Origin of the sequence: Thermotoga sp. (assembly GCF_021162145.1) — a bacterium.
Classification (GTDB): domain Bacteria; phylum Thermotogota; class Thermotogae; order Thermotogales; family Thermotogaceae; genus Thermotoga.
This window is the reverse complement of sequence record NZ_JAGGZH010000152.1, coordinates 1-22701: the sequence shown is the minus strand read 5'-3', so window position 1 is coordinate 22701 and position 22701 is coordinate 1. Positions and strand designations below refer to the sequence as shown.

General features: G+C 45.8%; 21 protein-coding genes. 16 read left to right on the top strand and 5 right to left on the bottom strand.

Features of this window, described 5'->3' with window-relative positions; genetic code table 11:
• Nucleotides 1–9 precede the first annotated feature (9 nt).
• Nucleotides 10–1530 carry an FGGY-family carbohydrate kinase gene (locus J7K79_RS09370; protein ID WP_296907994.1) on the top strand — a complete coding sequence of 507 codons (1521 nt, stop codon included), beginning with the start codon at nucleotides 10–12 and terminating at the stop codon, nucleotides 1528–1530.
• A 2-nt stretch (nucleotides 1531–1532) separates the two neighbouring features.
• Nucleotides 1533–2747 carry an iron-containing alcohol dehydrogenase gene (locus tag J7K79_RS09365; RefSeq protein ID WP_296907992.1) on the top strand — a complete coding sequence of 405 codons (1215 nt, stop codon included), beginning with the start codon at nucleotides 1533–1535 and terminating at the stop codon, nucleotides 2745–2747.
• Between the two features lie 274 nt (nucleotides 2748–3021).
• Here the strand turns inward: J7K79_RS09365 and pfp are convergent, their stop codons facing one another.
• The gene (gene pfp / locus J7K79_RS09360; protein WP_296907989.1) at nucleotides 3022–4281 is read right to left on the bottom strand and encodes a diphosphate--fructose-6-phosphate 1-phosphotransferase; all 1260 of its coding nucleotides are present in this window, start codon (nucleotides 4279–4281) and stop codon (nucleotides 3022–3024) included.
• A 217-nt stretch (nucleotides 4282–4498) separates the two neighbouring features.
• Here pfp and J7K79_RS09355 point away from each other — a divergent pair, with 217 nt between their 5' ends.
• From J7K79_RS09355 to proB, 5 genes are read left to right on the top strand one after another with little or no spacing between them, the layout of a single operon-like run.
• Nucleotides 4499–5602 (top strand): citrate synthase/methylcitrate synthase, encoded by a 1104-nt coding sequence (locus tag J7K79_RS09355; RefSeq protein ID WP_296907987.1) that lies wholly within the window; start codon nucleotides 4499–4501, stop codon nucleotides 5600–5602.
• A complete protein-coding gene (locus J7K79_RS09350) occupies nucleotides 5595–6851 on the top strand; it encodes a 3-isopropylmalate dehydratase large subunit (protein WP_296907984.1) in 1257 nt (418 codons plus the stop codon). The genes J7K79_RS09355 and J7K79_RS09350 overlap by 8 nt, the downstream gene beginning before the upstream one ends.
• Before the next feature lie 13 nt (nucleotides 6852–6864).
• Nucleotides 6865–7365 (top strand): 3-isopropylmalate dehydratase small subunit, encoded by a 501-nt coding sequence (locus J7K79_RS09345; RefSeq protein WP_296907981.1) that lies wholly within the window; start codon nucleotides 6865–6867, stop codon nucleotides 7363–7365.
• A gap of 12 nt (nucleotides 7366–7377) precedes the next feature.
• Entirely contained in the window at nucleotides 7378–8625 is a 1248-nt protein-coding gene (locus J7K79_RS09340) for a glutamate-5-semialdehyde dehydrogenase (protein WP_296907978.1), read from the top strand.
• A gap of 1 nt (nucleotide 8626) precedes the next feature.
• A complete protein-coding gene (proB, locus tag J7K79_RS09335) occupies nucleotides 8627–9682 on the top strand; it encodes a glutamate 5-kinase (RefSeq protein WP_296907975.1) in 1056 nt (351 codons plus the stop codon).
• 21 nt (nucleotides 9683–9703) lie between these two features.
• Here proB and fsa read toward each other — a convergent pair whose 3' ends face one another.
• Both fsa and J7K79_RS09325 read right to left on the bottom strand, forming a co-directional pair.
• A complete protein-coding gene (gene fsa / locus J7K79_RS09330) occupies nucleotides 9704–10360 on the bottom strand; it encodes a fructose-6-phosphate aldolase (RefSeq protein ID WP_296907971.1) in 657 nt (218 codons plus the stop codon).
• 98 nt (nucleotides 10361–10458) lie between these two features.
• The gene (locus J7K79_RS09325; RefSeq protein ID WP_296907968.1) at nucleotides 10459–11406 is read right to left on the bottom strand and encodes a carbohydrate kinase; all 948 of its coding nucleotides are present in this window, start codon (nucleotides 11404–11406) and stop codon (nucleotides 10459–10461) included.
• 305 nt (nucleotides 11407–11711) lie between these two features.
• On the opposite strand from J7K79_RS09325, the gene J7K79_RS09320 reads away from it, so the two are divergent.
• The 5 genes from J7K79_RS09320 to J7K79_RS09300 are packed head-to-tail and all read left to right on the top strand — an operon-like array spanning nucleotide 11712 to nucleotide 16847.
• Nucleotides 11712–12209 carry an SDR family oxidoreductase gene (locus J7K79_RS09320; protein WP_366932614.1) on the top strand — a complete coding sequence of 166 codons (498 nt, stop codon included), beginning with the start codon at nucleotides 11712–11714 and terminating at the stop codon, nucleotides 12207–12209.
• Between the two features lie 12 nt (nucleotides 12210–12221).
• A complete protein-coding gene (locus J7K79_RS09315; RefSeq protein WP_296907965.1) occupies nucleotides 12222–13178 on the top strand; it encodes a mannitol dehydrogenase in 957 nt (318 codons plus the stop codon).
• Between the two features lie 18 nt (nucleotides 13179–13196).
• A complete protein-coding gene (locus J7K79_RS09310) occupies nucleotides 13197–14642 on the top strand; it encodes an FGGY-family carbohydrate kinase (protein ID WP_296907962.1) in 1446 nt (481 codons plus the stop codon).
• Nucleotides 14643–14676: 34 nt separating this feature from the next.
• Nucleotides 14677–15480, top strand: coding sequence for a fructose-bisphosphate aldolase (locus tag J7K79_RS09305; protein WP_296907959.1), 804 nt, complete (start codon nucleotides 14677–14679; stop codon nucleotides 15478–15480).
• Nucleotides 15481–15497: 17 nt separating this feature from the next.
• The gene (locus J7K79_RS09300) at nucleotides 15498–16847 is read left to right on the top strand and encodes an alpha-L-fucosidase (RefSeq protein WP_296907956.1); all 1350 of its coding nucleotides are present in this window, start codon (nucleotides 15498–15500) and stop codon (nucleotides 16845–16847) included.
• Here J7K79_RS09300 and J7K79_RS09295 read toward each other — a convergent pair.
• Nucleotides 16837–17586 carry an IclR family transcriptional regulator gene (locus J7K79_RS09295; RefSeq protein ID WP_296907953.1) on the bottom strand — a complete coding sequence of 250 codons (750 nt, stop codon included), beginning with the start codon at nucleotides 17584–17586 and terminating at the stop codon, nucleotides 16837–16839. The genes J7K79_RS09300 and J7K79_RS09295 overlap by 11 nt on opposite strands.
• Before the next feature lie 140 nt (nucleotides 17587–17726).
• On the opposite strand from J7K79_RS09295, the gene dapA reads away from it, so the two are divergent.
• The 4 genes from dapA to J7K79_RS09275 all read left to right on the top strand — a co-directional run bounded on the left by dapA (nucleotide 17727) and on the right by J7K79_RS09275 (nucleotide 21831).
• Entirely contained in the window at nucleotides 17727–18662 is a 936-nt protein-coding gene (gene dapA / locus J7K79_RS09290) for a 4-hydroxy-tetrahydrodipicolinate synthase (RefSeq protein ID WP_296907949.1), read from the top strand.
• Nucleotides 18663–18949: 287 nt separating this feature from the next.
• Nucleotides 18950–19948: a sialic acid TRAP transporter substrate-binding protein SiaP gene (locus J7K79_RS09285; protein WP_296907947.1), complete on the top strand. Its 999-nt coding sequence runs from the start codon at nucleotides 18950–18952 to the stop codon at nucleotides 19946–19948.
• Nucleotides 19949–20023: 75 nt separating this feature from the next.
• Complete coding sequence (locus J7K79_RS09280) at nucleotides 20024–20548, top strand: TRAP transporter small permease (RefSeq protein ID WP_296907945.1); 525 nt, start codon at nucleotides 20024–20026, stop codon at nucleotides 20546–20548.
• Complete coding sequence (locus tag J7K79_RS09275; RefSeq protein WP_296907942.1) at nucleotides 20536–21831, top strand: TRAP transporter large permease; 1296 nt, start codon at nucleotides 20536–20538, stop codon at nucleotides 21829–21831. The genes J7K79_RS09280 and J7K79_RS09275 overlap by 13 nt, the downstream gene beginning before the upstream one ends.
• Nucleotides 21832–21853: 22 nt before the next feature.
• Here J7K79_RS09275 and J7K79_RS09270 read toward each other — a convergent pair.
• Nucleotides 21854–22701 (bottom strand): substrate-binding domain-containing protein (locus J7K79_RS09270; RefSeq protein ID WP_296907939.1); only part of this gene is annotated, 848 nt, incomplete at its 5' end.

Sequence of the window (22701 nt, the reverse complement as noted above, 5' to 3'; positions counted from 1 at the left end):
GGGGAGAACATGTATCTCATTGGAAGCGATATAGGAACACAGGGAACAAAGTCTGTTATCGTGAACGAAAAGGGTGAAGTACTTGCAGAAGCCTTCAGGGAGTACGAGGTGATCACACCAAGACCTAATTGGGCAGAGCAGTGGCCGGATGTGTGGGTGAAAGCAGTCTTCGAGACGGTAAAAGAAGTGGTGGAAAAGTCCGGGATTCCGAAGAAAGAGATAGCCGGTATCGCTATAAGTGGACTCTACGGGGGATCCGGCATACCCGTTGACAGGAACATGCAACCTTTGAGACCCTGTCTGATTTGGATGGACAGAAGAGCGGTGAAAGAAACAGAATGGGTGAAACAGAACGTTCCCAAGGAAAAACTCTTTGAGATCACAGGAAACTATGTGGACTCTTATTTTGGCTTCACCAAGATCATGTGGATCAGAAACAACGAACCTGAGATATGGAAAAGAATTTACAAATTCATCACTCCCAAAGACTACGTGATCTACCAGATGACAGGAGAGATCGTCATAGACTACTCTTCTGCAGGAAACCTGGGTGGAGTCTTCGACATCAGAAAGCTCAGCTGGTCAAAAGAGATGTGCGATGTACTTGGGATTCCGATCGAGTTTCTGCCAGAAAGAATCGTAAAATCTTCGGACGTGGTTGGAAAGGTGACAAAAGAAGCCTCCAAGTTGTGTGGGCTCCTTGAAGGAACACCCGTGGTTGCGGGAGGTATAGACGCTCCTGTTGCGCAGCTTTCTGCTGGGGCCCTCGAAGAAGGAGAGCACGTTGCAATGGTAGGAACATCCACCTGCTGGGGGACCGTGCATGATGGATCCAAACTTGCTTTTGGTCTTGTGAACTATCCGTACGTGGTCTACGATACCGAAAGGATCTACACGTTCGGAGGGTCTGCCACAACAGGAGCACTTGCAAGGTGGTTCAAGGAGCAATTTGGCGAGAGTGAAACGATAGTTGGTGAAAGAACGGGAATATCACCGTACCAACTCTTCGATAAAGAGGTGAAGGACATTCCCGCCGGAAGTGAGGGTATTGTTGTTCTTCCCTATTTCATGGGTGAGAGATCTCCAATCTGGGATCCCACGGCAAGAGGAGTGTTCTTCGGCGTTACACTCTATCACAGAAGAGCCCATCTCTACAGAGCGTTGATGGAAGGTGGAGCATACGCTTTGAGGCACAACATGGAGGAAGGACTGAAAGCTGGTTTGAAGTTGAACGACGAGTGCTGGATCGTCGGTGGTGTTTCGAAATCCTCCGTCTGGGTTAAAATATTCGCGGACGTTACCGGTTTCAAGATGAGACAGGTCGCGAGTCTCGTGGAAGCTCCTTACGGAGATGCCTTCCTTGCAGGACTGGGAACAGGGGTCATAGACAGGCCAGAGAAAATAAAAGAGTGGGTGAGGTACAAAGAGCCCGTAGAGCCAGATCTGGAAAACAAGAAGGTGTACGACAGGTACTACGAGATATACAGAGAACTCTACGAGAGAACGAAAGATCTGATGGCGAGGTTGTGAAAATGAAAGACATTCTTGGGAAGACCATCGAGTGCACCTGTGGAAGAACTCATACTGTTCCAAACATAGAAATTGTGGAAGCATCCATAAAAGAAGCACCATGTGTCTTCCCAGAGGCATTTTTCATAGCAGACCTGAACACCGCTTCTCTGGTAGATCTGCCAGAGGAGCGGTCTTTTGTTTTCGCAGAAAAAAGACCCCTTACCACCGTGAAGAATGTGGAAAGGATAATCAAAGAATCCGGTGACTTTCCAGAAATTGTCTCGATCGGATCAGGCAGTCTCACCGATATGGCAAGGTACGCTGCGTATCTCTCCGGGAAGCGATTCTCGTGTGTTCCCACGGCTCCTTCTGTCGATGCTTACACCTCTACCATGGCGCCCGTTCTGGTAAACGGTGTGAAGAGGACGTTCAAGGCGATACCACCAGGAAAGATCCTTATAGACATCGAAGTGTTGAGAAACGCACCGATCGACCTTCTGAGGGCAGGTATAGGAGACATCGTAGCCAAGATTCCTGCAAGGATGGACTGGGTTCTCTCGCATATTGCAAACAGTGAATACATCTGTGACTTCGTTTGGGATGATATGAAGGATCTTTTGAAAGAGATCCTGTTGAGATCGAAGGATATTCTCAACAGAGAGAAAGATGCTGTCAGGATTCTCATGGATGCTCAACTCGTCTCGGGGATCAACATGGTAATTGTGGGAAATTCAAGGCCAGCATCCGGTGCAGAGCACATGGTCTCGCACCTGATAGAGATGTTCCACGAGGAAAGGGGAGAACTTCCACCCTTCCATGGGTTAACCGTGATGGTGGGAGTTTTTGCTTCGATGAAGGCTTTCGAGGTGATCATGGAGAAAATCGAACTGCCGAAAATGGAATATCCCCTTGAAGAGAGAAAAAAAGAGTTACTCGGGCTCTTTGATGAGAGAAAAGTGAAAGAGTTTCTGTCGACGTACCAGAAAAAAGAAATTCCCTCCGTTGATCTGGATCTTGTTAGAAATTCTCTGAGGAAGTTGTACGAGGATTATTTTCCTCTTCTCAGAAGGACTCTTGAGATTATCGAAATTCGTTCCATGCTAAATCGATATGGACGGATCTTCCTCTCGAAGATAGTGAGATTGTCCAACACCATTCGGGATCGGTTTACCATCTTCGACGTTCTCGATGGGATGAAGCTTTTGAAGAGTTTCCCCGAGTGGATCGGGTGGTAGAATGGTCAGAGCTAAAAAATACCAAGTCCAACTGTCTGGTTCTCATCAAGAATGATCTTTCTCTTGCACTTTCAATTACTGTGAAGGGAAAAACAAGTATTATCATAGTGTGCAAGTCGAGCGCGATACACCGGTCTGATAGTCGTTTTGAGAAACGGTGAAGTTGTCAAGATGAGAAGGTACGAGGAGTTGATGCAAAACAGCTGTTCCTATTACGGGCCCTTTACGAGTCAGTACAGTGTGGTTATGGAAAAAAAGTGAGCCCCGAAAGGGCTCACGGAAGTTCCGTTGTGTGCCAGTACTTCTTTTTGAACGCTTCTGGTTCCATCTTTGCAAGTTTCGCCAGCTTCTCCAGGGTATCACGGTCCTCAAGGTCTTTCTTTTCCAGCCTTATCATGTACTTTCTAGCCACCCTGTAATCCTCAGAGTGTACATCCACCAGTCTCACTTTGGTTCTACCAGTCTTTGGATCCATGAAGGCGTTGAACGGGAGTATCTTTATCCTTCCACCGACAACACACACCATTCCACCTGGAAGATCCGAATAGTCTCCAAGGAGGAACCTCACAGCACCGTATCCAAGTGTTCTGGTGTAGACGATGTCGAACGGTATGGGTCTTGCACTTCTGAGTTCGTAACCTATCGTGACGCCGACGATACGGATCTTCTCTCCTCTCTCTGCGAACCTTCTCTCTATAGCCCTCTTCAGGATAGTTGCAAGCGGGATCTCGGCGAGTCTCAGGTGACCGTGTGGATCTTTTTCTACTATCACTCCCGGAGTGTTGGCGAGTTCCTCCACGTCCATCTTCTCCGCGATTCCTTCACCTATGACTGCAACTCCGTCGTTTCTTCCCATGAGTTTTCTTTTGAGTATCGCTCCATCGAGAACGTCACACACCTCTTCTAGTGTGACACCTTCTCTGAACTCCTCTGGAATGATAGTGATCGTTGCACTCGCTGCCTTCCCTACCCCGAGGGCAAGGTGACCAGCTTCTCTTCCCATCATCGCCACAAAGTACCATCTGTCCGTTGTTCTCGAGTCTTGCATGAGATTGTAAACGAGCTCTGTTGCCACATGTCGCGCCGTTTCGAAACCGAACGTGGGCATGTTCTCTGGAAGAGGAAGGTCGTTGTCGATTGTCTTTGGAACATGGACCACCTTTATTTCGCCTCTGGATCTTTCACACACCTTGCTTGCGGAGAAGGCTGTGTCATCGCCACCGATCGTGACAAGGTACTTTATACCGAGTTTCTTCAGAGCCTGAACAGTTTTTTCTAACGTCTCTTCAGATTTCGCCGGATTCACCCTTGAAGTTCTGAGGATGGAACCTCCTTCGATATGTATTCTGGATACATCCTCGATGGTGAGTTTCCTCACCATACTGGTTTTTCCTTCCACAAGATGCTTGAATCCGTCGTAGATACCGATCACTTCAAGGCCGTTGTTTATAGCCTCGATAGTGACCGAGCTGATCACGCTGTTGATACCAGGCGCGGGCCCTCCTCCAACGAGTATTCCTAATCTTTCGGCCACTTCAACCCCTCCCCGTGCTTAATGTCTTCAAAACATATTCTACCAATTTTTCTGCGGAAGTGTTAAATTTTTCCTGCAGGCCAAGGCATTAAAATGCCAGATTCTCCCATGCGCGATCGTTTAACTTCAACTTCAAGTTCATATGATAGAATTTCCAAAAGCCCTCCTTCATTTTTAATCATTCCAGTGTATAGTTATACAACATGGAGGTGTTATTTTGATACAAAAAGGACTGGAAGGCGTCAAGATATGCGAAAGCTCCATATGTTTCTTGGATGGGGTCAACGGAAAACTCTACTATCGCGGTATCCCGGTGGAAGAACTGGCAGAAAAATCGTCCTTTGAGGAGACAGCGTACCTGCTCTGGTATGGAAAGCTTCCCACGAAGAATGAGTTGGAGAAATTCAAAGAAAAGATGGTAGAGTACAGAGATCTCTCCGATAAGGCTGTTACCATACTCCATCACCTTCCCAGGAATCTGCACTATATCGATGTCTTGAAGATATTCCTCTCCATACATGGTTCCACAGACGGAGTGGATGAAGATCTCAAAGAGAAGGCGATAAAGATCGCAAGTGTTTTCCCTACTATTCTTGCGTACTATTACAGGTACTCAAGGAGTGAAGAACCGATAAAACCGAGGAAGGATCTCTCTCACGTGGAGAACTTCTACTACATGATGTTTGGGGAAAAAAACGGAAAGGTTCATCTCCTGGAGTCCGCTTTCATTCTTCTAATGGAGCAGGATATAAACGCCTCCACTTTTGCTGCACTTGTTATAGCCTCCACCCTTTCCGATCTTTATTCGTGTATCGTGGGAGCTCTCGGTGCTCTCAAGGGGCCTCTCCACGGTGGGGCGAGTGAAAAGGTACCCCCCATGCTGGAGGAAATAGAAAGCGAGGACAGAGTAGAAGAGTACGTCCAGAAATGTCTCAGAGAGAAGAAAAAAATCATGGGGTTTGGGCACAGAGTCTATAAGACTTACGACCCAAGGGCAGTCTACTTGAAGAAAGTTCTTCAGGGACATTTCCCGAACAGCAAGCTTTTCAAGATCGCCAGCAAACTGGAAGATTACATAGTCTCGAACAGAATAAAGAACATCTTCCCAAACGTGGATCTGTACTCCAGCATTCTGTTTGAAGAGTTCGGATTTCCAAGGAACATGTTCACTGCCTTGTTTGCAACTGCGCGTGTTGTGGGGTGGACAGCTCACGTGATCGAGTACGTGAGCGATAACAAGTTGATCAGACCAACCAGTGAATACGTGGGTTCTCTGGACGTCAAGTACATTCCTATTGAGCGGAGGGATGAAGATGGGTAAGACACTGGCGGAAAAGATCTTTTCCGAGCACGTTGGAAGGGATGTGAAAGCAGGAGAGATCGTCCTTGCCAGAGTGGATGTGGCCATGGCCCAAGATGGAACAGGGCCTTTGATGATAAAAGAGTTCAGAGAACTCGGTTTCAAAGAAGTAAAGGTACCAAGGGCGTTTTTGTTCATCGATCACGCCTCTCCGAGCCCAAGAAAGGAACTTTCGAACTCACAGAAATTGATGAGGGAGTTCGGTAAGGAAATGGGTGTCACCGTCTTTGACGCGGGAGATGGAATCTCCCATCAGATTCTCGCGGAGAGGTACGTGAAACCCGGCGATCTTGTGGCGGGCGCAGATTCACACACCTGTACAGCGGGCGGGCTTGGGGCATTCGGTACAGGGATGGGTTCCACGGACGTTGCGATCGTGTTTGGACTCGGTCAGAACTGGTTCAAGGTACCTGAGACGATCAAAATCGTGATAAACGGAAAGCTTCAGGAAGGGGTCTACGCAAAAGACGTTGTTTTGGAGATCGCAAGGATTCTGAGGAGTGATGGGGCAACTTACAAGGCACTGGAATTCCACGGTGAGGCCATCGATAATATGGAGGTGGAAGACAGACTCACCATCTCCAACATGGCGGTGGAAGTGGGAGCAAAGGCGGGGCTCATGCCATCCGACGAGAAAACAAGAGAATTTTTGAAGAAAATGGGTAGAGAAGAGGACTTCAGGGAGATGAAGGCAGATCCGGACGCAAATTACGAGATGGAAATAGAAATAGACGCATCTTCTCTCGAGCCCCTCGTATCCTTCCCCCACTACGTGGACAATGTAAAAAAGGTGAGTGAGGCGGAGAAAGAAAGGATAAAGATAGATCAGGTATTCATTGGAACCTGTACCAACGGAAGACTGCAGGATCTTGAGATTGCTTTGAAGATTCTGGAAAAGCGTGGCAAACATCCGGACGTGAGGCTCATCGTTGGTCCAGCGTCGAGAAAGGTCTACATGGACGCTCTCGAGAGAGGAATCATAGAGAGGTTCGTGGAACTCGGAGCAACCATCATTCCACCGGGATGTGGTCCCTGTGTGGGAATCCACATGGGAGTTCTTGGAGACGGAGAGAGGGTGCTTTCCACGCAGAACAGGAACTTCAGAGGAAGGATGGGCAATCCCAAAGCAGAGATCTACCTTGCCTCTCCCGCTACGGCAGCTGCTACTGCAGTGACAGGGTATATCACAGACCCCAGAAGGTTCATTTGAAGGAGGGCAAAACATGATAAGAGGAAGAGCCTGGAGATTCGGTGACAACATATCGACCGACCATATAGCACCGGGAAGATACTTCCACCTGAGAAACAATCTTGAAGAGCTCGCGAAACACGTCCTGGAAGATGCTATGGAAGATTTTGCAAAGAGAGTTCAAAAAGGAGACATCATAGTGGCTGGGAAGAACTTTGGCCTCGGTTCTTCCAGAGAACACGCTGCGCGAATCATTAAGATTGCAGGTGTTTCCTGTATCGTAGCGAAGTCCTTTGCGAGGATCTTCTACAGGAACGCGATCAACGTGGGACTCCCTGTTATAGAACTGAAGGAGGTCGATGAGATCAACCAGGGAGACGAACTGGAGATAGACCTCGAAAGGGGTTTGTTGAAGGATCTCACCAGCGGGAAAGAATACAGATTCAACCCGATACCAAAATTCCTTCTCGAGATCCTGAAGGAAGACGGTATCGTGAACTATTTGAAAAAGCACGGCACCTTTCCAAAGGTCTAGGGGGTGAGGGCTGTGGAGGAACTTCTCGAAAAGGCAAAACGTGTAAAAGAAGCTTGGGAAATGCTGAAGAGTGCCGAGGCCAGAAAGAAAAACAATGCCATAAAGAAGATCGCCAGAAAGCTCGACGAGAGAAGAAAAGAGATCCTGGAAGCGAACATGATCGATGTGGAGAGAGCAAGAGAAAAGGGTGTAAAAGAGTCTCTCATAGACAGACTCGCTTTGAACGACAAGAGGATCGATGAGATGATAGAAGCATGTGAAACAGTGATCAGCTTAAAGGACCCCATTGGGGAAGTGATCGATTCGTGGGTGAGGGAAGATGGGCTCAGGATCGCAAGGGTAAGGGTGCCTATAGGTCCCATAGGAATCATCTACGAGTCTAGACCCAACGTCACCGTGGAAACGTCGATCCTTGCTTTGAAGAGCGGAAACACGATCCTTCTCAGGGGAGGATCCGACGCTCTGAACTCAAACAAGGCCATCGTTTCCGCTATGAAAGAGGCTCTCAGGGAGTCTGAGATTCCTGAAAGTTCCATCGAGTTCATAGAGAACACGGACAGGGCTCTTGTTCTTGAGATGATCCGCCTCAGGGAGTACCTCTCGCTTGTCATTCCACGCGGTGGGTATGGACTCATCAGTTTCGTTCGTGATAACGCAACTGTTCCCGTACTGGAAACAGGGGTTGGAAACTGTCACATCTTTGTTGACGAAAGCGCGGATCTAAAGAAAGCAGTTCCCGTCATCATCAACGCGAAGACACAAAGGGCCGGTACCTGTAATGCTGCGGAGAAACTTCTTGTTCACGAAAAGATCGCAAAAGAATTTCTCCCCGCGATCATCGAAGAGTTGAGAAAACACGGGGTTGAAGTTCGGGGTTGTGAGAAAACAAGAAAGATCGTTCCAGACGTGATCCCTGCAACGAAAGAAGACTGGCCCACCGAGTACCTGGATCTCATCATTGCCGTGAAGGTGGTCAAAGATGTGGATGAAGCGATCGCTCACATAAAGAAGTACTCCACCGGGCACTCCGAATCGATTCTGACAGAGAATTATTCTAACGCCAAAAAGTTCGTCTCGGAAATCGATGCCGCGGCGGTCTACGTGAACGCATCCACCAGGTTCACAGACGGTGGGCAGTTCGGTTTCGGTGCGGAGATTGGAATCAGCACGCAAAGATTTCACGCACGGGGACCCGTTGGTCTCAGGGAGCTCACGACTTACAAGTTTGTAGTACTCGGAGATTACCATGTGAGGGAATGATATGAAAGTCGTTGTGAAAGTTGGAAGCAACCTGCTTGTTGGAAATTCTGGCTTGAGGAAATCGTACATAGCCGAACTCTGCCGTGAGATCGCCCGCCTGAAGAAACAGGGTCACGAAATCGCCATCATTACTTCCGGTGCTCGCGCTGCAGGTTTCACTTATCTTGGAAAGAGAAGGAGATTCCAGGATCTTCACACGAAGCAGGCTCTCTGCGCTGTGGGTCAGGTTCAACTCATGAAGGTTTACGAGAACGCTTTTGATCTCTACGGAATCAAGATCGCCCAGATCCTACTCACGAGGGACACTTTCTCTGACAGAAAAAGATATCTGAACCTTCGAAACACGCTGATAGGTCTTTCTGAATTCGACGTTGTGCCGATCGTGAACGAAAACGACACCGTTGCAACCGAAGAGATCACACTTGGTGATAACGACACACTCGCTGCGATGTTCTCGATAGCGTGGGATGCGGATCTTCTGGTGCTCTTCACAACGGTGGACGGGGTTATAGACAAAGACGGAAAACTCGTTGAAAGATTCGACGAGTCGATAGAGTTGAAAGATCTTGGAAAGAGTAGCTGGGGAACGGGTGGTATCAGATCCAAAATAGAAGCTGCCCTGATGACTTCGAGGTGTGGTGTGAGAGTGACGATCTGTAATGGAGATAGTGTTTCCAATCTGACGAAGTTCGTGAGTGGCGAGTCTGTTGGAACTGTGTTCGAACCAAAGCAAAAGCTGAAAGCGAAGAAAGCGTGGATCGCATTTCTTTCGGAGCCGGTTGGAAGGATTTATGTGAATGAAGGAGCAGAACAAGCCCTCAAAAGTGGTGGAAGCTTGTTACCTGTTGGTGTGATCCGTGTAGAAGGAAATTTCGATGTAGGAGACGTGGTGGAGATAATGAATGAAAAAGGAAAACTTGTGGGCCGTGGAATTGTGAACTACTCTTCCTCGGATCTCGAGAAGATATCTGGCCACAAAAGTTCCGATTTGAGGAAAATTTTGGGCTACGAGGGAAGCAAAGTTGTGATACACATAGACAACATGTGGGTGGCATAAAAAGCCCGCCTGAAGCGGGCTTTATTTTTTCAAGTTTTCTAGGTACTTTTTCCAGTCGTTCATGAAGCGCTCTATACCGAGGTCTGTCATTGGGTGCTTGAAAAGTTTTTCGAGCACAGTGAAAGGCATAGTCACGACGTCCACACCCACAAGAGCAGCCTCCACAACGTGCATTGGATGTCTGATGCTTGCAGCGATGATCTTCGTTTCAAAGCCGTAGTTGTCGTAGATCTCAACTATCTCGGCGAGCATTCTCATTCCATCGTTTGAGAGATCGTCCATCCTTCCAATGAAGGGACTCACGTAGGTTGCTCCTGCCTTCGCTGCGAGGATAGCCTGTGCGGGACTGAACACGAGCGTTACATTCGTCTTTATGCCTTCAGCGGAAAGTGTCCTCACCGCTTTGATCCCATCGGGTGTCATGGGTATCTTGATAACCACGTATTCACTGAGCTGGGCAAGTTCTCTTGCTTCCTTCACCATACCTTCGTAGTCAAGGGAAACAACTTCTGCGGAAACGGGTCCTCTCACCAGATCGCAGATTTCTTTCACCCTCTGTTTGAACTCGGCTCCCTCTCTCGAAATCAGTGTGGGATTTGTTGTCACTCCATCAACGATACCCCATTCAACACCTTTTTTGATCTCCTCTAGATTTGCCGTGTCCAGGAAAATCTTCATTCTTTCACCTCCCAGAGGCTATTTTCCCTTATCTTCTTTAAAGACCTGCTGGGGATTTTTAGAAATTTCGGTTAGGCTTTAGTTGATATCGGGTTAACTCAACGTTCCCAACTCGATAGAAACGTTTCAACTTCATCTAACGTAGGCATTGCATCAACGCCACCAATCTTCGTGATGACGATGGCTGCGACGGCGTTGGCGAACCTTCCCATTTTCACGACATCCTCGATTGTTTCTGGCTTCTTCTCTAGGTATTTGTGTATCACAGCGGCTGTGAAAGAATCTCCGCATCCTGTTGCATCGACCGGTTTCACTCTGAACGATGGAACCACACGCTTTTCACCCTTGAATCTCACTAAACATCCTCTCTTTCCCATCGTCACAAAAAGCACTGCATCACTCTTGATTGGTATCTTTTCCACGGATGTTTCCAGATCTTCCTGGAAGATGTACTCGAGATCGTCGTCACTGAGTTTTACGATGTCGACTTTCGAGGAGATTTCGAGGAAGTCTTTCACGAAAAAGTTTCTGTCCTTAATGAGATTTGCTCTCACGTTCGGATCGTAAGAAACGGGTTTTCCCACCCTGAGGAATTCTTCCATCACTTTCAGATAGGTACTGCGAGAAGGTTCCACAGCGAGGGAGTAAGACCCCACGTGGAGAAAAGAAAAATCCTCTGGATCGAGCTTCACCTCTTCAGGTTTCAAATTCGTGTCCGCCGGATTTTCCCTGAAGAAAACAAAATCCGGGTTTCCCTGCTCATCCCTTGCCACAAAGGCAAGCGTTGTTTTGCAGGAAGGATCTACAACGATGTGTGTTGTGTCTATACCTTCTTTTTTCATCACTCCAAGAAGAAACGAGGAGAACTGGTCTCCACCGAGCTTTCCGAGGAAAGAAACGTTTCTTCCCAGTCTTCGAAGTGCTACAGCGACGTTCAGAGGGGAACCTCCCGCTTTCTTTCTGAAAAGCTCACTCTGGGAGAGGTTTCTTCCCTTATCTTCTGAGATGAAGTCTATGAGAATTTCACCGGTGCAGAGAACACTCATTGTAACGCACACCTCCTGCGCTTGGATGTTGTTTCCCCTTTCATTATACTTTTGGGTTGTGAGGTGTGCTAATATTGTGTTGAAGTGATCTAAAAGGAAGAATCGCTCAATAGGAGAGGGTAGGAAATAAGGAAGGCCATAGCCCTTTCTTTGGCTGAAGCTGGAGTGTCTGTTTTGATCTTGAATATAAGCACAGAAACGGCTCGCAGGACGGCTGAAAAAATAAAAGAAGGAGAAGCAGATTTTTACGCAGGGGATACGACAAAAGAGGAGGACTGTTCTCAGGGCGGTGAAAAAGGCGCTGGATAAATGTTGTCAACAACGCGGGGATAGGTGATTGGTGTGAAGCTGAAAACTACCCTGTTGAACGATGGAAAAAGGTAATAGACGTGAGTCTGGTGGGGGTGTTTCTTTCCACCGAAACAGAGTTTCACGCTATGAAGGAGAGAAAGTATGGAAAAATTATAAACATCGCATCGATGTCGGATCATATAGTGAATAGACCACAAAAACGGGCAGCCTACAACAAAAGCGGGTGTAATACACCTCACCAGGTCGCTTGTGCCGAATGGTCACCGTACGGAATCAGGGTGAAGAGCATAAATCCGGGATACATCAAAACGCCTCTTGTAAGGTCTCCAGAGGTGAAAGACTTTGTTTCCCTGTGGCTCGACATGATTCCACTCAGAAGGCAGGGGGAGGTGGATGATCTGATAGGAGCTGTTATCTTTCTGGCAAGTTCTGCTTCAGATTACATGACCGGGCACGATCTGGTGATAGACGGCGGTTACACCGTTTGGTGAGGGGGGTGAGTTATGAAAGCACTTTTGATAGAAAGCCCCGGTAGCCCGAAGGTCATGGATCTAGAAACGCCCGTTCCCGGAAAGGTCCAGACACTTGTGAAAGTCCTTGCGTGTGGCATCTGTGGGACGGACTACAAGATCTTCTCAGGAGAGACGAACGCAAACTATCCAATCGTTCCAGGACACGAGATCACAGGGGTTGTCGAAAGGTCGGATGTTTTCGAGAAGGGTCAGATGGTTGTAATAGATCCCAACAGATCCTGTGGAGAGTGTGATTACTGCAGGAAGGGTATGCCACAATTCTGTGAAGATCTCCAGGCAACAGGGGTAACAGAACCTGGTGGTTTTGCAGAGTACGTTCTCGTGGAAAATTCGCAAATCTATCCTCTGAAAAACGTGCCAGTGGAAAGAGCGGTATTCGCTGAGCCGCTTTCCTGTGTTCTCGAAGGTATAAAAATGGTGAAACATGGATTTTTCGACAGAATTCTCATAGTAGGGGCAGGCAGTATAGGTGTGATCTTTGGTTTGATGTTCAAAAAGATCTTTCCAGGTGCGGAGATCATTCTCTCAGAAAAGAATGAAAAGCGAGCAGAATTTGTTATACAAACATTTGATTTGAAGATGGATGAACCGAAAGGCGAATACGACCTTGCTGTCGAGTGTTCTGGAACGGTAGAGGGATTCAAAGCGTGTTTTGATCACGTTGGAAAGGGAGGAACACTTCTTCAGTTCGGTGTTATAGCAAAAGACAGGACCATTGATGTCTCACCGTTCGAGATATATCGAAAAGAGATGAAAATACTGGGTTCCTATTTGAACCCTTTCACTATGAAAGAAGCGGTGAAGATCATAGAGTCAGGGGAATTTCTCTTTGAAAAACTTGTCACTGATCGTCTAGACCTTAACGGAGTGAAAGAATACCTGTCGTTTCATAAAAGAGCGTTGATGAAGGGAATTTTTGCTCCCTAAAAAAGGTGGGGGTCATTCGTGTACTGTGGGATAGACGTGGGGACAACCAACACGAAAGTTCTGGTGTTCGATGATGATTTCAAAGTTGTGTTTTGTAGAAAATTCAGAACACCGGTGATTTCCAGCAAAGAGGGAGATCTTCTGTCATCAAAAAAGCTTTTTGCAAAGATTTTGAGTTCTCTCAAGGTAATACCAGAGGGGATAAAAGAGAAGATAAAAGCTATTGGCATCTCTTCGCTCGGAGAGACGGTGTTTCCAATATCAAAGAACGGAGAAGTACTCCAGGATGGAATGATGTGGTACAACAAGAACGTGCTGGAAGAGTACAGAGAATTTCTGGAAAAGGTTCCACCGGCTGTAATATTCAAAAAAACGGGGTTGTGGCCTTCGTGGATATACTCAGTGTTCAAAATGAAGAGGTTCTACAAGAGCAACAAGGAACTGACCGAAAAAGTTTACAAATGGCTCGATGTGACAAGTTTAATAGCCTTTTTGTTGACAGGAAACGTTGCGATGGACAGGGCACACTCTTCAAGAACACTTTTGATGAACATACTCACTGGGAAGTGGGATGAAGAACTGGTGGAAGCATCTGGCATCTCAAAAAAGCATCTTCCAGAGGTCGTTGATAGTGGTGTTTCTCGAGGAAGAATAAGAGAAGAGGTTTCCAAAGAAACAGGTCTCCCAAAGGACACGGTTGTGACCACAGCTGGGCAGGATCATATAACCGCTTCCTATGCTGCTGGTGTTCACGATGAAACCAAGTTGCTGGATTCCTCTGGCACGACAGAGGCTGTGCTCTGGACGATTGGCAGGGAGACTCTGGAGGGATACTTGAAGAAGGCTCCAAAGATGTTCCAGGCTGGTTTTCATTGTATCCCTGGCAAATACTATCTTCTCACAGGGCTTCCTACAGGTGGATTCTGTATCGACTGGCTTCTCAACAAGATTCTCAAGAAAGATTACTCTGTTTTCAGAACGTTTGGGTATCAAAAGAACACAGTCTTTTTCTTCCCCTACCTTCGTGGCACGTTCGACAGGGAAGAAATTGGTGGAGCGTTCTTCAACCTGAAAGACGCGGATGATCGAGATGTTATCATCTCAGCTGTTCTTGAATCAACCGCTTTCGAAATGAGAAGCTGTCTGAACGAATTTGAGAAACTGGGATTGAAAGACTATGAAATTGTGGCAACAGGTGGTGGTAGTCAGTTAAGAGAGTGGTTAAAGGTAAAAGCTAGTGTTTTCGGCAGAGTTGTAAAGGTGCTTTCTGTTCATGAAAGTGTCGCCCTCGGTGCCGCTATGATAGCCAAAATCGCAAAAATAGGTCAAAAAAATTGGGAAGGGTTTTTCAAAGAAGCCTCACAGAGCTTTGAGTACGAGTACTTCTATCCAGATAAGAGCGATTATTTCCAGAAAAAATACCTCGAGTATCTAAAACTCAGAAACAGAATTTACGGGTTCTAGAAAAGGAGTGAGCCGGATGTATGGTGGGAAAGCGGTGAGGTTTTCAAGGCTTCTAAATCCGAGGTCTGGTAGATCTCTTATTATTGCTCTAGATCACGGTTTAATGTTTGGAAACGTAGAGGGGCTTGAAGATCCTGTGAAGACTTTAGAGAGAGCAATATCCTGTGGCGTGGATGGAGTTCTGTTGAGCCCCGGTATGGCAAAGTTAACGGAGCACTTGTTCAGAGAGAAAAATGCCCCTGCCAGGATTCTGACAATAGATTTTCCAGTGGGTTCAACCATTCCAGGGAAATTCGAAAAAGTATTCACCCATAAATTGATACACTCTGTAGAACAGGCAGTGAAAATGGCAGTGGATGCCGTGAAGATTCTCTTTCCATGGGGGTTAGAGAAGAGTGTGCAGGCTGAGGTTGTTCAGGTGACTGCAGAGGTTATCGAAGAATGCGAACACTGGGATATGCCATTGGTTGTCGAACCGGTTCTGTGGGGGGAGAATGCTTCAGAAAGAAACGATCCTGATCTCATAGAATCTGCTGCGAGAATAGCTGTGGAAATAGGAGCGGACATTTTGAAGATTCAGTTCCTGGGAGAAGACCGTCTCTCTCGGATAATTCACAGACTTCATGTTCCCGTCTTTGTACTGGGAGGGCCGAAATCAGACAATCTGAGACAGATCCTGAAAGTAGTTCAGGAATCAATAAAGTCAGGCGCAAAAGGGGTAATGTTTGGAAGAAACGTGTGGCAGAGGGAAAACATGGAAGAAGTTCTAACGGCCTTGGGATCCATCATACACGGTGGCCTGGGGTATGAGGAGGTTGTCCAGAGGTACAATCTGTAGCAAGGAGGGGATGTACAGTGAACCATCGCTACAAACCTGCGTGGGAATCACTGAAGGAACATGGTCTTCCAAGATGGTTTGACGAGGCAAAGTTTGGGATATTCATCCACTGGGGACTTTACTCTGTCCCGGGATGGGCAACACCTACTGGAGAACTTGGAAAGGTATCGATGGACGTATGGTTTTTCCAGAATCCGTACGCCGAATGGTACGAGAACTCCCTTAGAATTGTGGGGAGTCCTACGTGGGAATACCACGTGAAAACCTACGGTGAAGATTTCGAGTACAAGCGTTTCGCAGACCTCTTCACAGCAGAAAAATGGGATCCCCGCGAATGGGCAGATCTCTTCAAGAAAGCGGGTGCAAAGTACGTCATACCGACTACGAAGCATCACGACGGTTTCTGTCTCTGGGGAACGAAGTACACTGATTTCAACGCTGTGAAGAGGGGTCCGGGGAGAGATCTCATAGGAGAACTCGCAGAGACTGTTAGAGAAGCGGGATTGAAGTTCGGTGTGTACTACTCGGGTGGCTTGGACTGGCGTTTCACGACCGAGCCGATAAGATATCCTGAGGATCTCTCCTACATAAGACCTAATACCTATGAGTATGCGGACTACGCTTACAAACAGGTCATGGAACTCATAGATTTGTATCTGCCCGATATCCTCTGGAACGATATGGGTTGGCCCGAGAAGGGCAAAGAAGATCTGAAATATCTCTTTACTTACTATTACAACAAACATCCGGAAGGTGTTGTGAACGATAGATGGGATGTTCCACACTGGGATTTCAAAACGGCAGAGTACCATGTGAACTATCCTGAAAATCTTCCCGGTTACAAGTGGGAATTCACGAGAGGAATAGGGCTTTCCTTCGGCTACAATCGAAATGAGGGGCCAGAACACATGCTCTCTACCGAACAACTTGTATACACACTTGTGGACGTAGTGAGCAAAGGCGGGAATCTCCTTTTGAATGTAGGTCCAAAGGCAGACGGGACAATACCGGAGCTTCAAAAAGAAAGACTTCTGGAACTTGGGAAATGGCTTGAAAAGTACGGTGATATGATATACGGTTCTTCCACATGGAAGAAGTGCTGTGCGAAAACAAAAGACAATATTGAAGTGCGATTCATTGGAAAGTGTGACCGCCTCTTCATCGTCTTTCTTGGTATTCTAAAAAAAGAAAGAGTGGTGATTGAGAAGCTGAACATCTCGGGAAAAATGAGACACTTTCTGACAGGTAAAGAAATTCGTTTCAGAAACATAGGAGAAGACATAGAGATCATTGTCCCAGATTGTCTTTCAAAGAAAGATGATAAAACAGTAGTTCTTGAGGTTAACTGGCAAGCTGCTAGTAGTTAGTATATCCCAGTTTCTTGGAAATTTCCCTCGCTGCTTTTATTACAAGCTCTGCGTATTCTTTTATCTTGCCTTCGGTGATTCTTGAAGCTGGTCCTGATACACTTATGGAAGCTATGGCGAAACCTTTGTTGTTCAAGATAGGAGCACCCACACAACGTACTCCTTCTTCGTCTTCCATGTTGTCAACAGAGTATCCCCTCTCTTGGGTTTTTCTCAGCTCCTCTATGAGTTTCTTCTTATCTGTAATGGTGTTTCTCGTGTGTGGTTCCAAGATAACTTTTTCCAGGATCCTCCTTTTTTGATCTTCGGGTAAAAAAGCCAGCAAAGCTTTGCCAATAGCGGTGCTATAGAGGGCTGCGCGTTTTCCAATGTAAACTTTCGTCCTTAGGGGCTGAGGACTTTCCAAAGCTTCAATAGAGAGAACGTGTGTTCCGTCGAGAATACCCAGGTGGACAGATTCACCAGTTATGCTCTGTAGTTTTTCCATCACCTCTATTGCTACTTTTCTTATTTCTAGTGTAGAGAGAACAATACTTCCCAGTTCCAAGAGTTTGTATCCCAAACTATACGTTTTGTCCAAGTTTTTTTTCAGTAAACCAAGTTTGACGAGAGTTTCGCAAATTCTGTATACTGTAGGTTTTGGTATACCCGTGCGTTCAGCTATTTCCCCGAGACTAAGGGTGGGTTCTTTTATACTAAAACAACTCAGAATTTCTGCTGTTCTTTTCAGTGTTTGCATTTTTCCTTCCCTCCTAAATTATTTCATTCCAAATGCTGAGTCAGGTCTTGACTTGAGTGGTGTCTCTTTGGTATATTATAAATCGATCTCAATGAATGAAAAAGTGTTTTACTATACGAAACGAAAGGAGGCTTTGTCAAATGGAGTTGAACAATTTCAAGTACAATGTTGTAGAAAAGTTCGGTCGAGTCTTGCTTCCATTGATCACAGTTTTCAAAGAGGATCAATCGATCGATTATGAAACCACACGGAAAGTTGCGAAGTTTGTGGTTGAAAAAGGATTCTGTGACTCCATCATTGTGGCCGGTACAACAGGAGAATTCTATGCTCTGAGCATCGAAGAAAGGATCAGGCTGTTCAAAGAGATAAAGGACGAAATAGGTGACGAGGTACCTCTCATAGCTGGAACGGGAGCTGCATTTGTGAAAGATGTTATCAGATTGAATCAAGAGGCCGAAAAGCTGGGATATGATGCTGTTATGGTTGTATTACCATATTACTGCCATCCCGAGCAAGAGGGAATTTACCAGCACTTCAAGCTGATATCGGAAAACACTTCGCTGCCTATCATGGTGTACAACATACCTCTTTTTGCAGGAGTAAATCTGGAACCTGAAACGCTGGTAAAAATAGCGGAGTTTGAGAACGTTATAGCTGTCAAAGATGAGGCAGGGATTCACCCTGTTCAGACCACAGCGTACATAAAAGCCACCAGCGGACGTCTGGCGGTTTATTCTGGTGATGATGCGATGACGCTTCAAGTTCTCATTCAGGGTGGTGTAGGTGTAGTGAGTGGAGGAGCGCACGTTGTAGGAGATATCATAAAAGCCATGATAGAAGACTTTTTGAACGGTAGGAACGAAGAAGCAACGAAAAAATATCATGCCTTGATGGATGTGTTTTCAGCTTTCTATGGAGTGGGCGGAAAAAGAACGAATCCAACTCCTCTTGTAAAAGCAGCATTCGAAATGATTTCCGGACTTCCAACATCTATTCCTCGCCTTCCTTTAACTCCCGCTACTGAGAAGGAGAAGGAAAATATCAAAAGTGTTTTGAAAAAGATCGGGAAAATCTAAATTATTGAAAAACAGAGGAGAAAGTATGAACTACGATGATGTAAAAGCGTTAATACACGGAGTAAACGTTGTCATGATAGCACCTTAATTAAAGAGGATTATTCTTTGGATGAAGAAAGTTTAAGAGGATTTACAAGTTTTGATGGTAGAGAGTCTTTTGGCAGCAATTCCAGTTGTTCTTGCTTTTTCCTAATGGATTGTTACATCGCTGGACTTACAGCAAGGGGTATCAAGTGATAAGGTAACAATTTTGTAAGTCACAATACCTTACAAGGGGGGTGCTGTCCATGAGAAGGTGGAGCGTGCTTTTGGTAGTAGTACTTCTAGTGGGAGTGTTTGTGTTCGCCGAAGTTAAACCTGACTACGTGCTTCGATTCAGCACGGTAGCTGCTCCAACGCAACCGCAGGTATTGGCGATGAAAAAATTTGCAGAAGTTGTGGAAGAACTCAGCGGAGGAAAAATCAAAGTGGAAGTCTACCATTCAGGACAGCTTGGGGATCAGAAGACGCAATTACTTGCAATAATGAGAGGAGATCTTGAGATGTGCAGTGATGCTGCTCCATCGTGGTTTGCTGACCTTGCAGCTATGCCTGAATTTAGCGTCTTCGAAGCAGCCTATGCGTTCAGAGATCTCGATCATATGTACAGGGTGATGACCGGCAAGATGGTTCAAGATCTTTTTGACAAACTTGCAGCAAAAACCAATCTCAGGGTTCTTGACGTCTGGTACCTTGGCACGCGCGAGCTTAACTTCACCAAAAAGGTTGGCCCTGTGAGAAAGCCAGAGGATCTGAAGGGGATAAAACTTAGAATGCCAAATAACAAAACTTTCTTGCATATGGCGCGGGCTTTGGGAGCTTCTCCCACTCCTATGAGTTTCACGGAAGTTTATCTAGCATTGAAAACGGGAGCCATAGATGGACAGGATAATCCTCTTCCAACAGATTATAGTGCAAAGTTCTGCGAAGTAACTCATTACATAGTTCTCACCGATCATCAAATAGGTATGATTTGTCCGGTGATTAACGAAAAGTTGTGGCAAAGTATGCCAGAGGAGTACAGGAATTACATCAAAAGAGCTATGGCGGTTGCACGACATTATATGAACTATACTGTTCTTGAACAGGAAGCAAAACTTCTCAAAGTCTTCCGTGAAGAGTATGGTATGGAAATAATAATCCCTGACAAAGAAGCTTTCATAGAACATGCACGTGAATATTATCTAAATAGTCCCGCATTCAGCGACTCTTGGAAAGAGCTTTACGAAAAAATCCAGGAAATGTGATGAAAACTCGCCAAGGCCGGCAGAGTTTTTCCACTCTGTCGGTCTTGGCTTTGATAAAAGGGGTGCACAGATCTCATGAGAAAATGGCTCCTAAGTATTTTCAAGGGAGTGTTGGATGCTGTAGAAATTCATATGCCATCGATTTTGCTCTTTGCATTTACTTTGTCCATGTTTCTCCAAGTCTTGTTAAGATACGTTTTTAAATTTCCTTCACCAGAGCTTTATGAGATAACTTCCTACTCTTTTGTGTGGACGGTCTTGCTTGGGGCAGCTTACGCCCATCGTTACCGTGATCATTTGAAATTTAACATCATCTATGAAAAACTTCCAAGAAAGGCGCAATTGGTTATAGATATCACCTTCGACTCGTTGATAACCGTTCTTTTCATAATTTCATTGAAACCCATCCTGAAGCAAGCTTTTTGGTATCACATTATCCGTACGGAAGTGTTGGGGATACCTTGGACTTACTTGGTGCTCTGCTTACCGGTATTCATGATCCTCGTTGTGTATCATAATATCGTGTTCATATATTACGAAATCAGAGAATTGATAACGGGCATTCCTGTAAATCTGGAGGGAAAGCCATGGGAAAGATGATCTTTTTCTTGACCTTTGGAGCCATGTTTGTTCTGGGGTATCCTATAGTGTTTTCTATGATAGCAGCAGGTATACTGTATTTTCTTGCAACGGGAATAAGTCTTCCAAATTTACTGGATATTCTGACAATACAATTTTCTGGCCAGTATGTTCTGATATCTGTGCCACTTTTCATATTCACTGCTAACGTCATGAACGATTGCGAAATAACAGCAAGATTATTCGATTTCATAAAAAAAGCTTTGGGAGGCATCAGGGGAGGATTAGGATACGCAAACATTGCTGCTAGTATCATCTTTGCAGGAATGAGCGGATCGGAGATAGCAGATGTCTCAGGAATTGGGAGCATCGAAATAAAAGCTATGCTAGATGAAGGATACGATGGTCCCTTTGCTTGCGCAGTCACGGCTGCTTCGGCTACCATAGGTCCAATCATTCCCCCTAGTATTCCGATGGTTATCTATTCGATGCTTACGGGAACCTCTCTTGGATACTTATTTCTGGCGGGATTTCTGCCAGGTCTCCTTTTGGGGGCTTTTGAGATGCTGATGGTTTACATCCTATCTAGAATGCGTAACTATCCGCGCGGGAAAAGAGTACCCTTACCTCTTCTCGTAAGATCCTTCTGGGTTTCTTTGCCAGCCCTTTTGGCCCCTATGATCTTACTGGCGGGTATCTATGGAGGCATTTTCACGGCTACTGAGGCTGCTGCAGTTGTAGTGATCTACGTAATACTGATAAGCTGGTTCATATACAGGACACTTGGATGGAAAAAGCTCTATAAGATCTTGATGCGTACGGCGGAAGCTGTTGGATATATAAGTTTCATAGTTGCATCAGCGAACATCTTTACCTACGTCGTTGCACGCGAACACATTCCTCAACTTCTAACAGAAGCTTTCATCAATGCCGGTTTACTTTCAAATAGAGTGCTGCTTCTACTGAGTACAAATTTGTTGTATTTCACACTGGGAATGTTCATAGACGTCTCCATAATACAGCTGGTTGTAATTCCTATGATTTTTCCATTAGTTACAGCGGCTGGAATAGATCCTGTTCATTTTGGCATAATCACTACCGTTAACCTCATGATGGCGCTGGACACACCGCCCTATGGTCAGACAGGTTATATCACCAGTGCGTTGAGTGGAACACCTCTTCGTGAAGTTTTCAAAGAAATGCTGAAGTACTGGATACCAATAGAAGTTGCCGCACTGATGATTATAACCTTCTGGCCAGATTTCGTGTTGTTCTTACCGCGGCTTTTTGGATATTCCGGTTGAATGTGTACTCGTTCAAAGAACTTCAGGCAAGAGCTTTCACAGACATTCGTTCCACGAACTTTACTTTGAGAACAACTTGCATAGGATTAGTCCGTTTTTTTCTGTTTTTTATTCGATCTAGAAGAATTGTAGCAGCTATCAATCCTATCTGTTGAGGATCCTGTTTTACGCAAGTTATCGGTGGGTCGAAGATTTCGTTCCAGTATGCATCGTCAAAGCTGACGATGGAGACTTCATTTGGGATTTTTATATTCAATTCCTTCGCTGCTTTCAGCACACCGAGTGTCATCAAGTTGTTTCCAACCACAATCGCCGTTGGTCTGTCCCTTAGACTCATTATGTTTATAAACGCATCGTGCGCGTGGTATTCATTGGAATTTCCATCTTTAATCCACTCCTCTTTTATTTCAAGTTGATTTCTGTACTTCAGGAAAGCTTTCAACCTAGCTTCTCCTGTGTATGTACCTTTGAGAGGGTGAATGAGCGCTATTTTTCTGTGTCCCTTTGAGATGAGATACTCCATGATCATCCTCATACCCTCCTCGTTATCGGAAATCACAAAGTCTGCATCTATCCCCTCTACCAATCTGTCAAAAAACACTATGGGAATTTTGTATCCTTCTAAAACTGTTTTAAACAGCTTTGCGTTTGCTTTTATACTAACCGGTGCTGCTAATATTCCTTCAACCCGCTGATTGATAAGGGTTTTTATCTGCTCGGCTTCTTTCTCAGGATCATCATCCGTTGAGCATAAAAGCAGCCTGTATCCAAGGTGGAACAGGGCCTTTTCCATGTTTGACACAATTTCTGCGAAGAAACTTCCGCTCAGCTCGGGAATGAGAACCCCTATTGTTCTTGTGGTACCTTTTT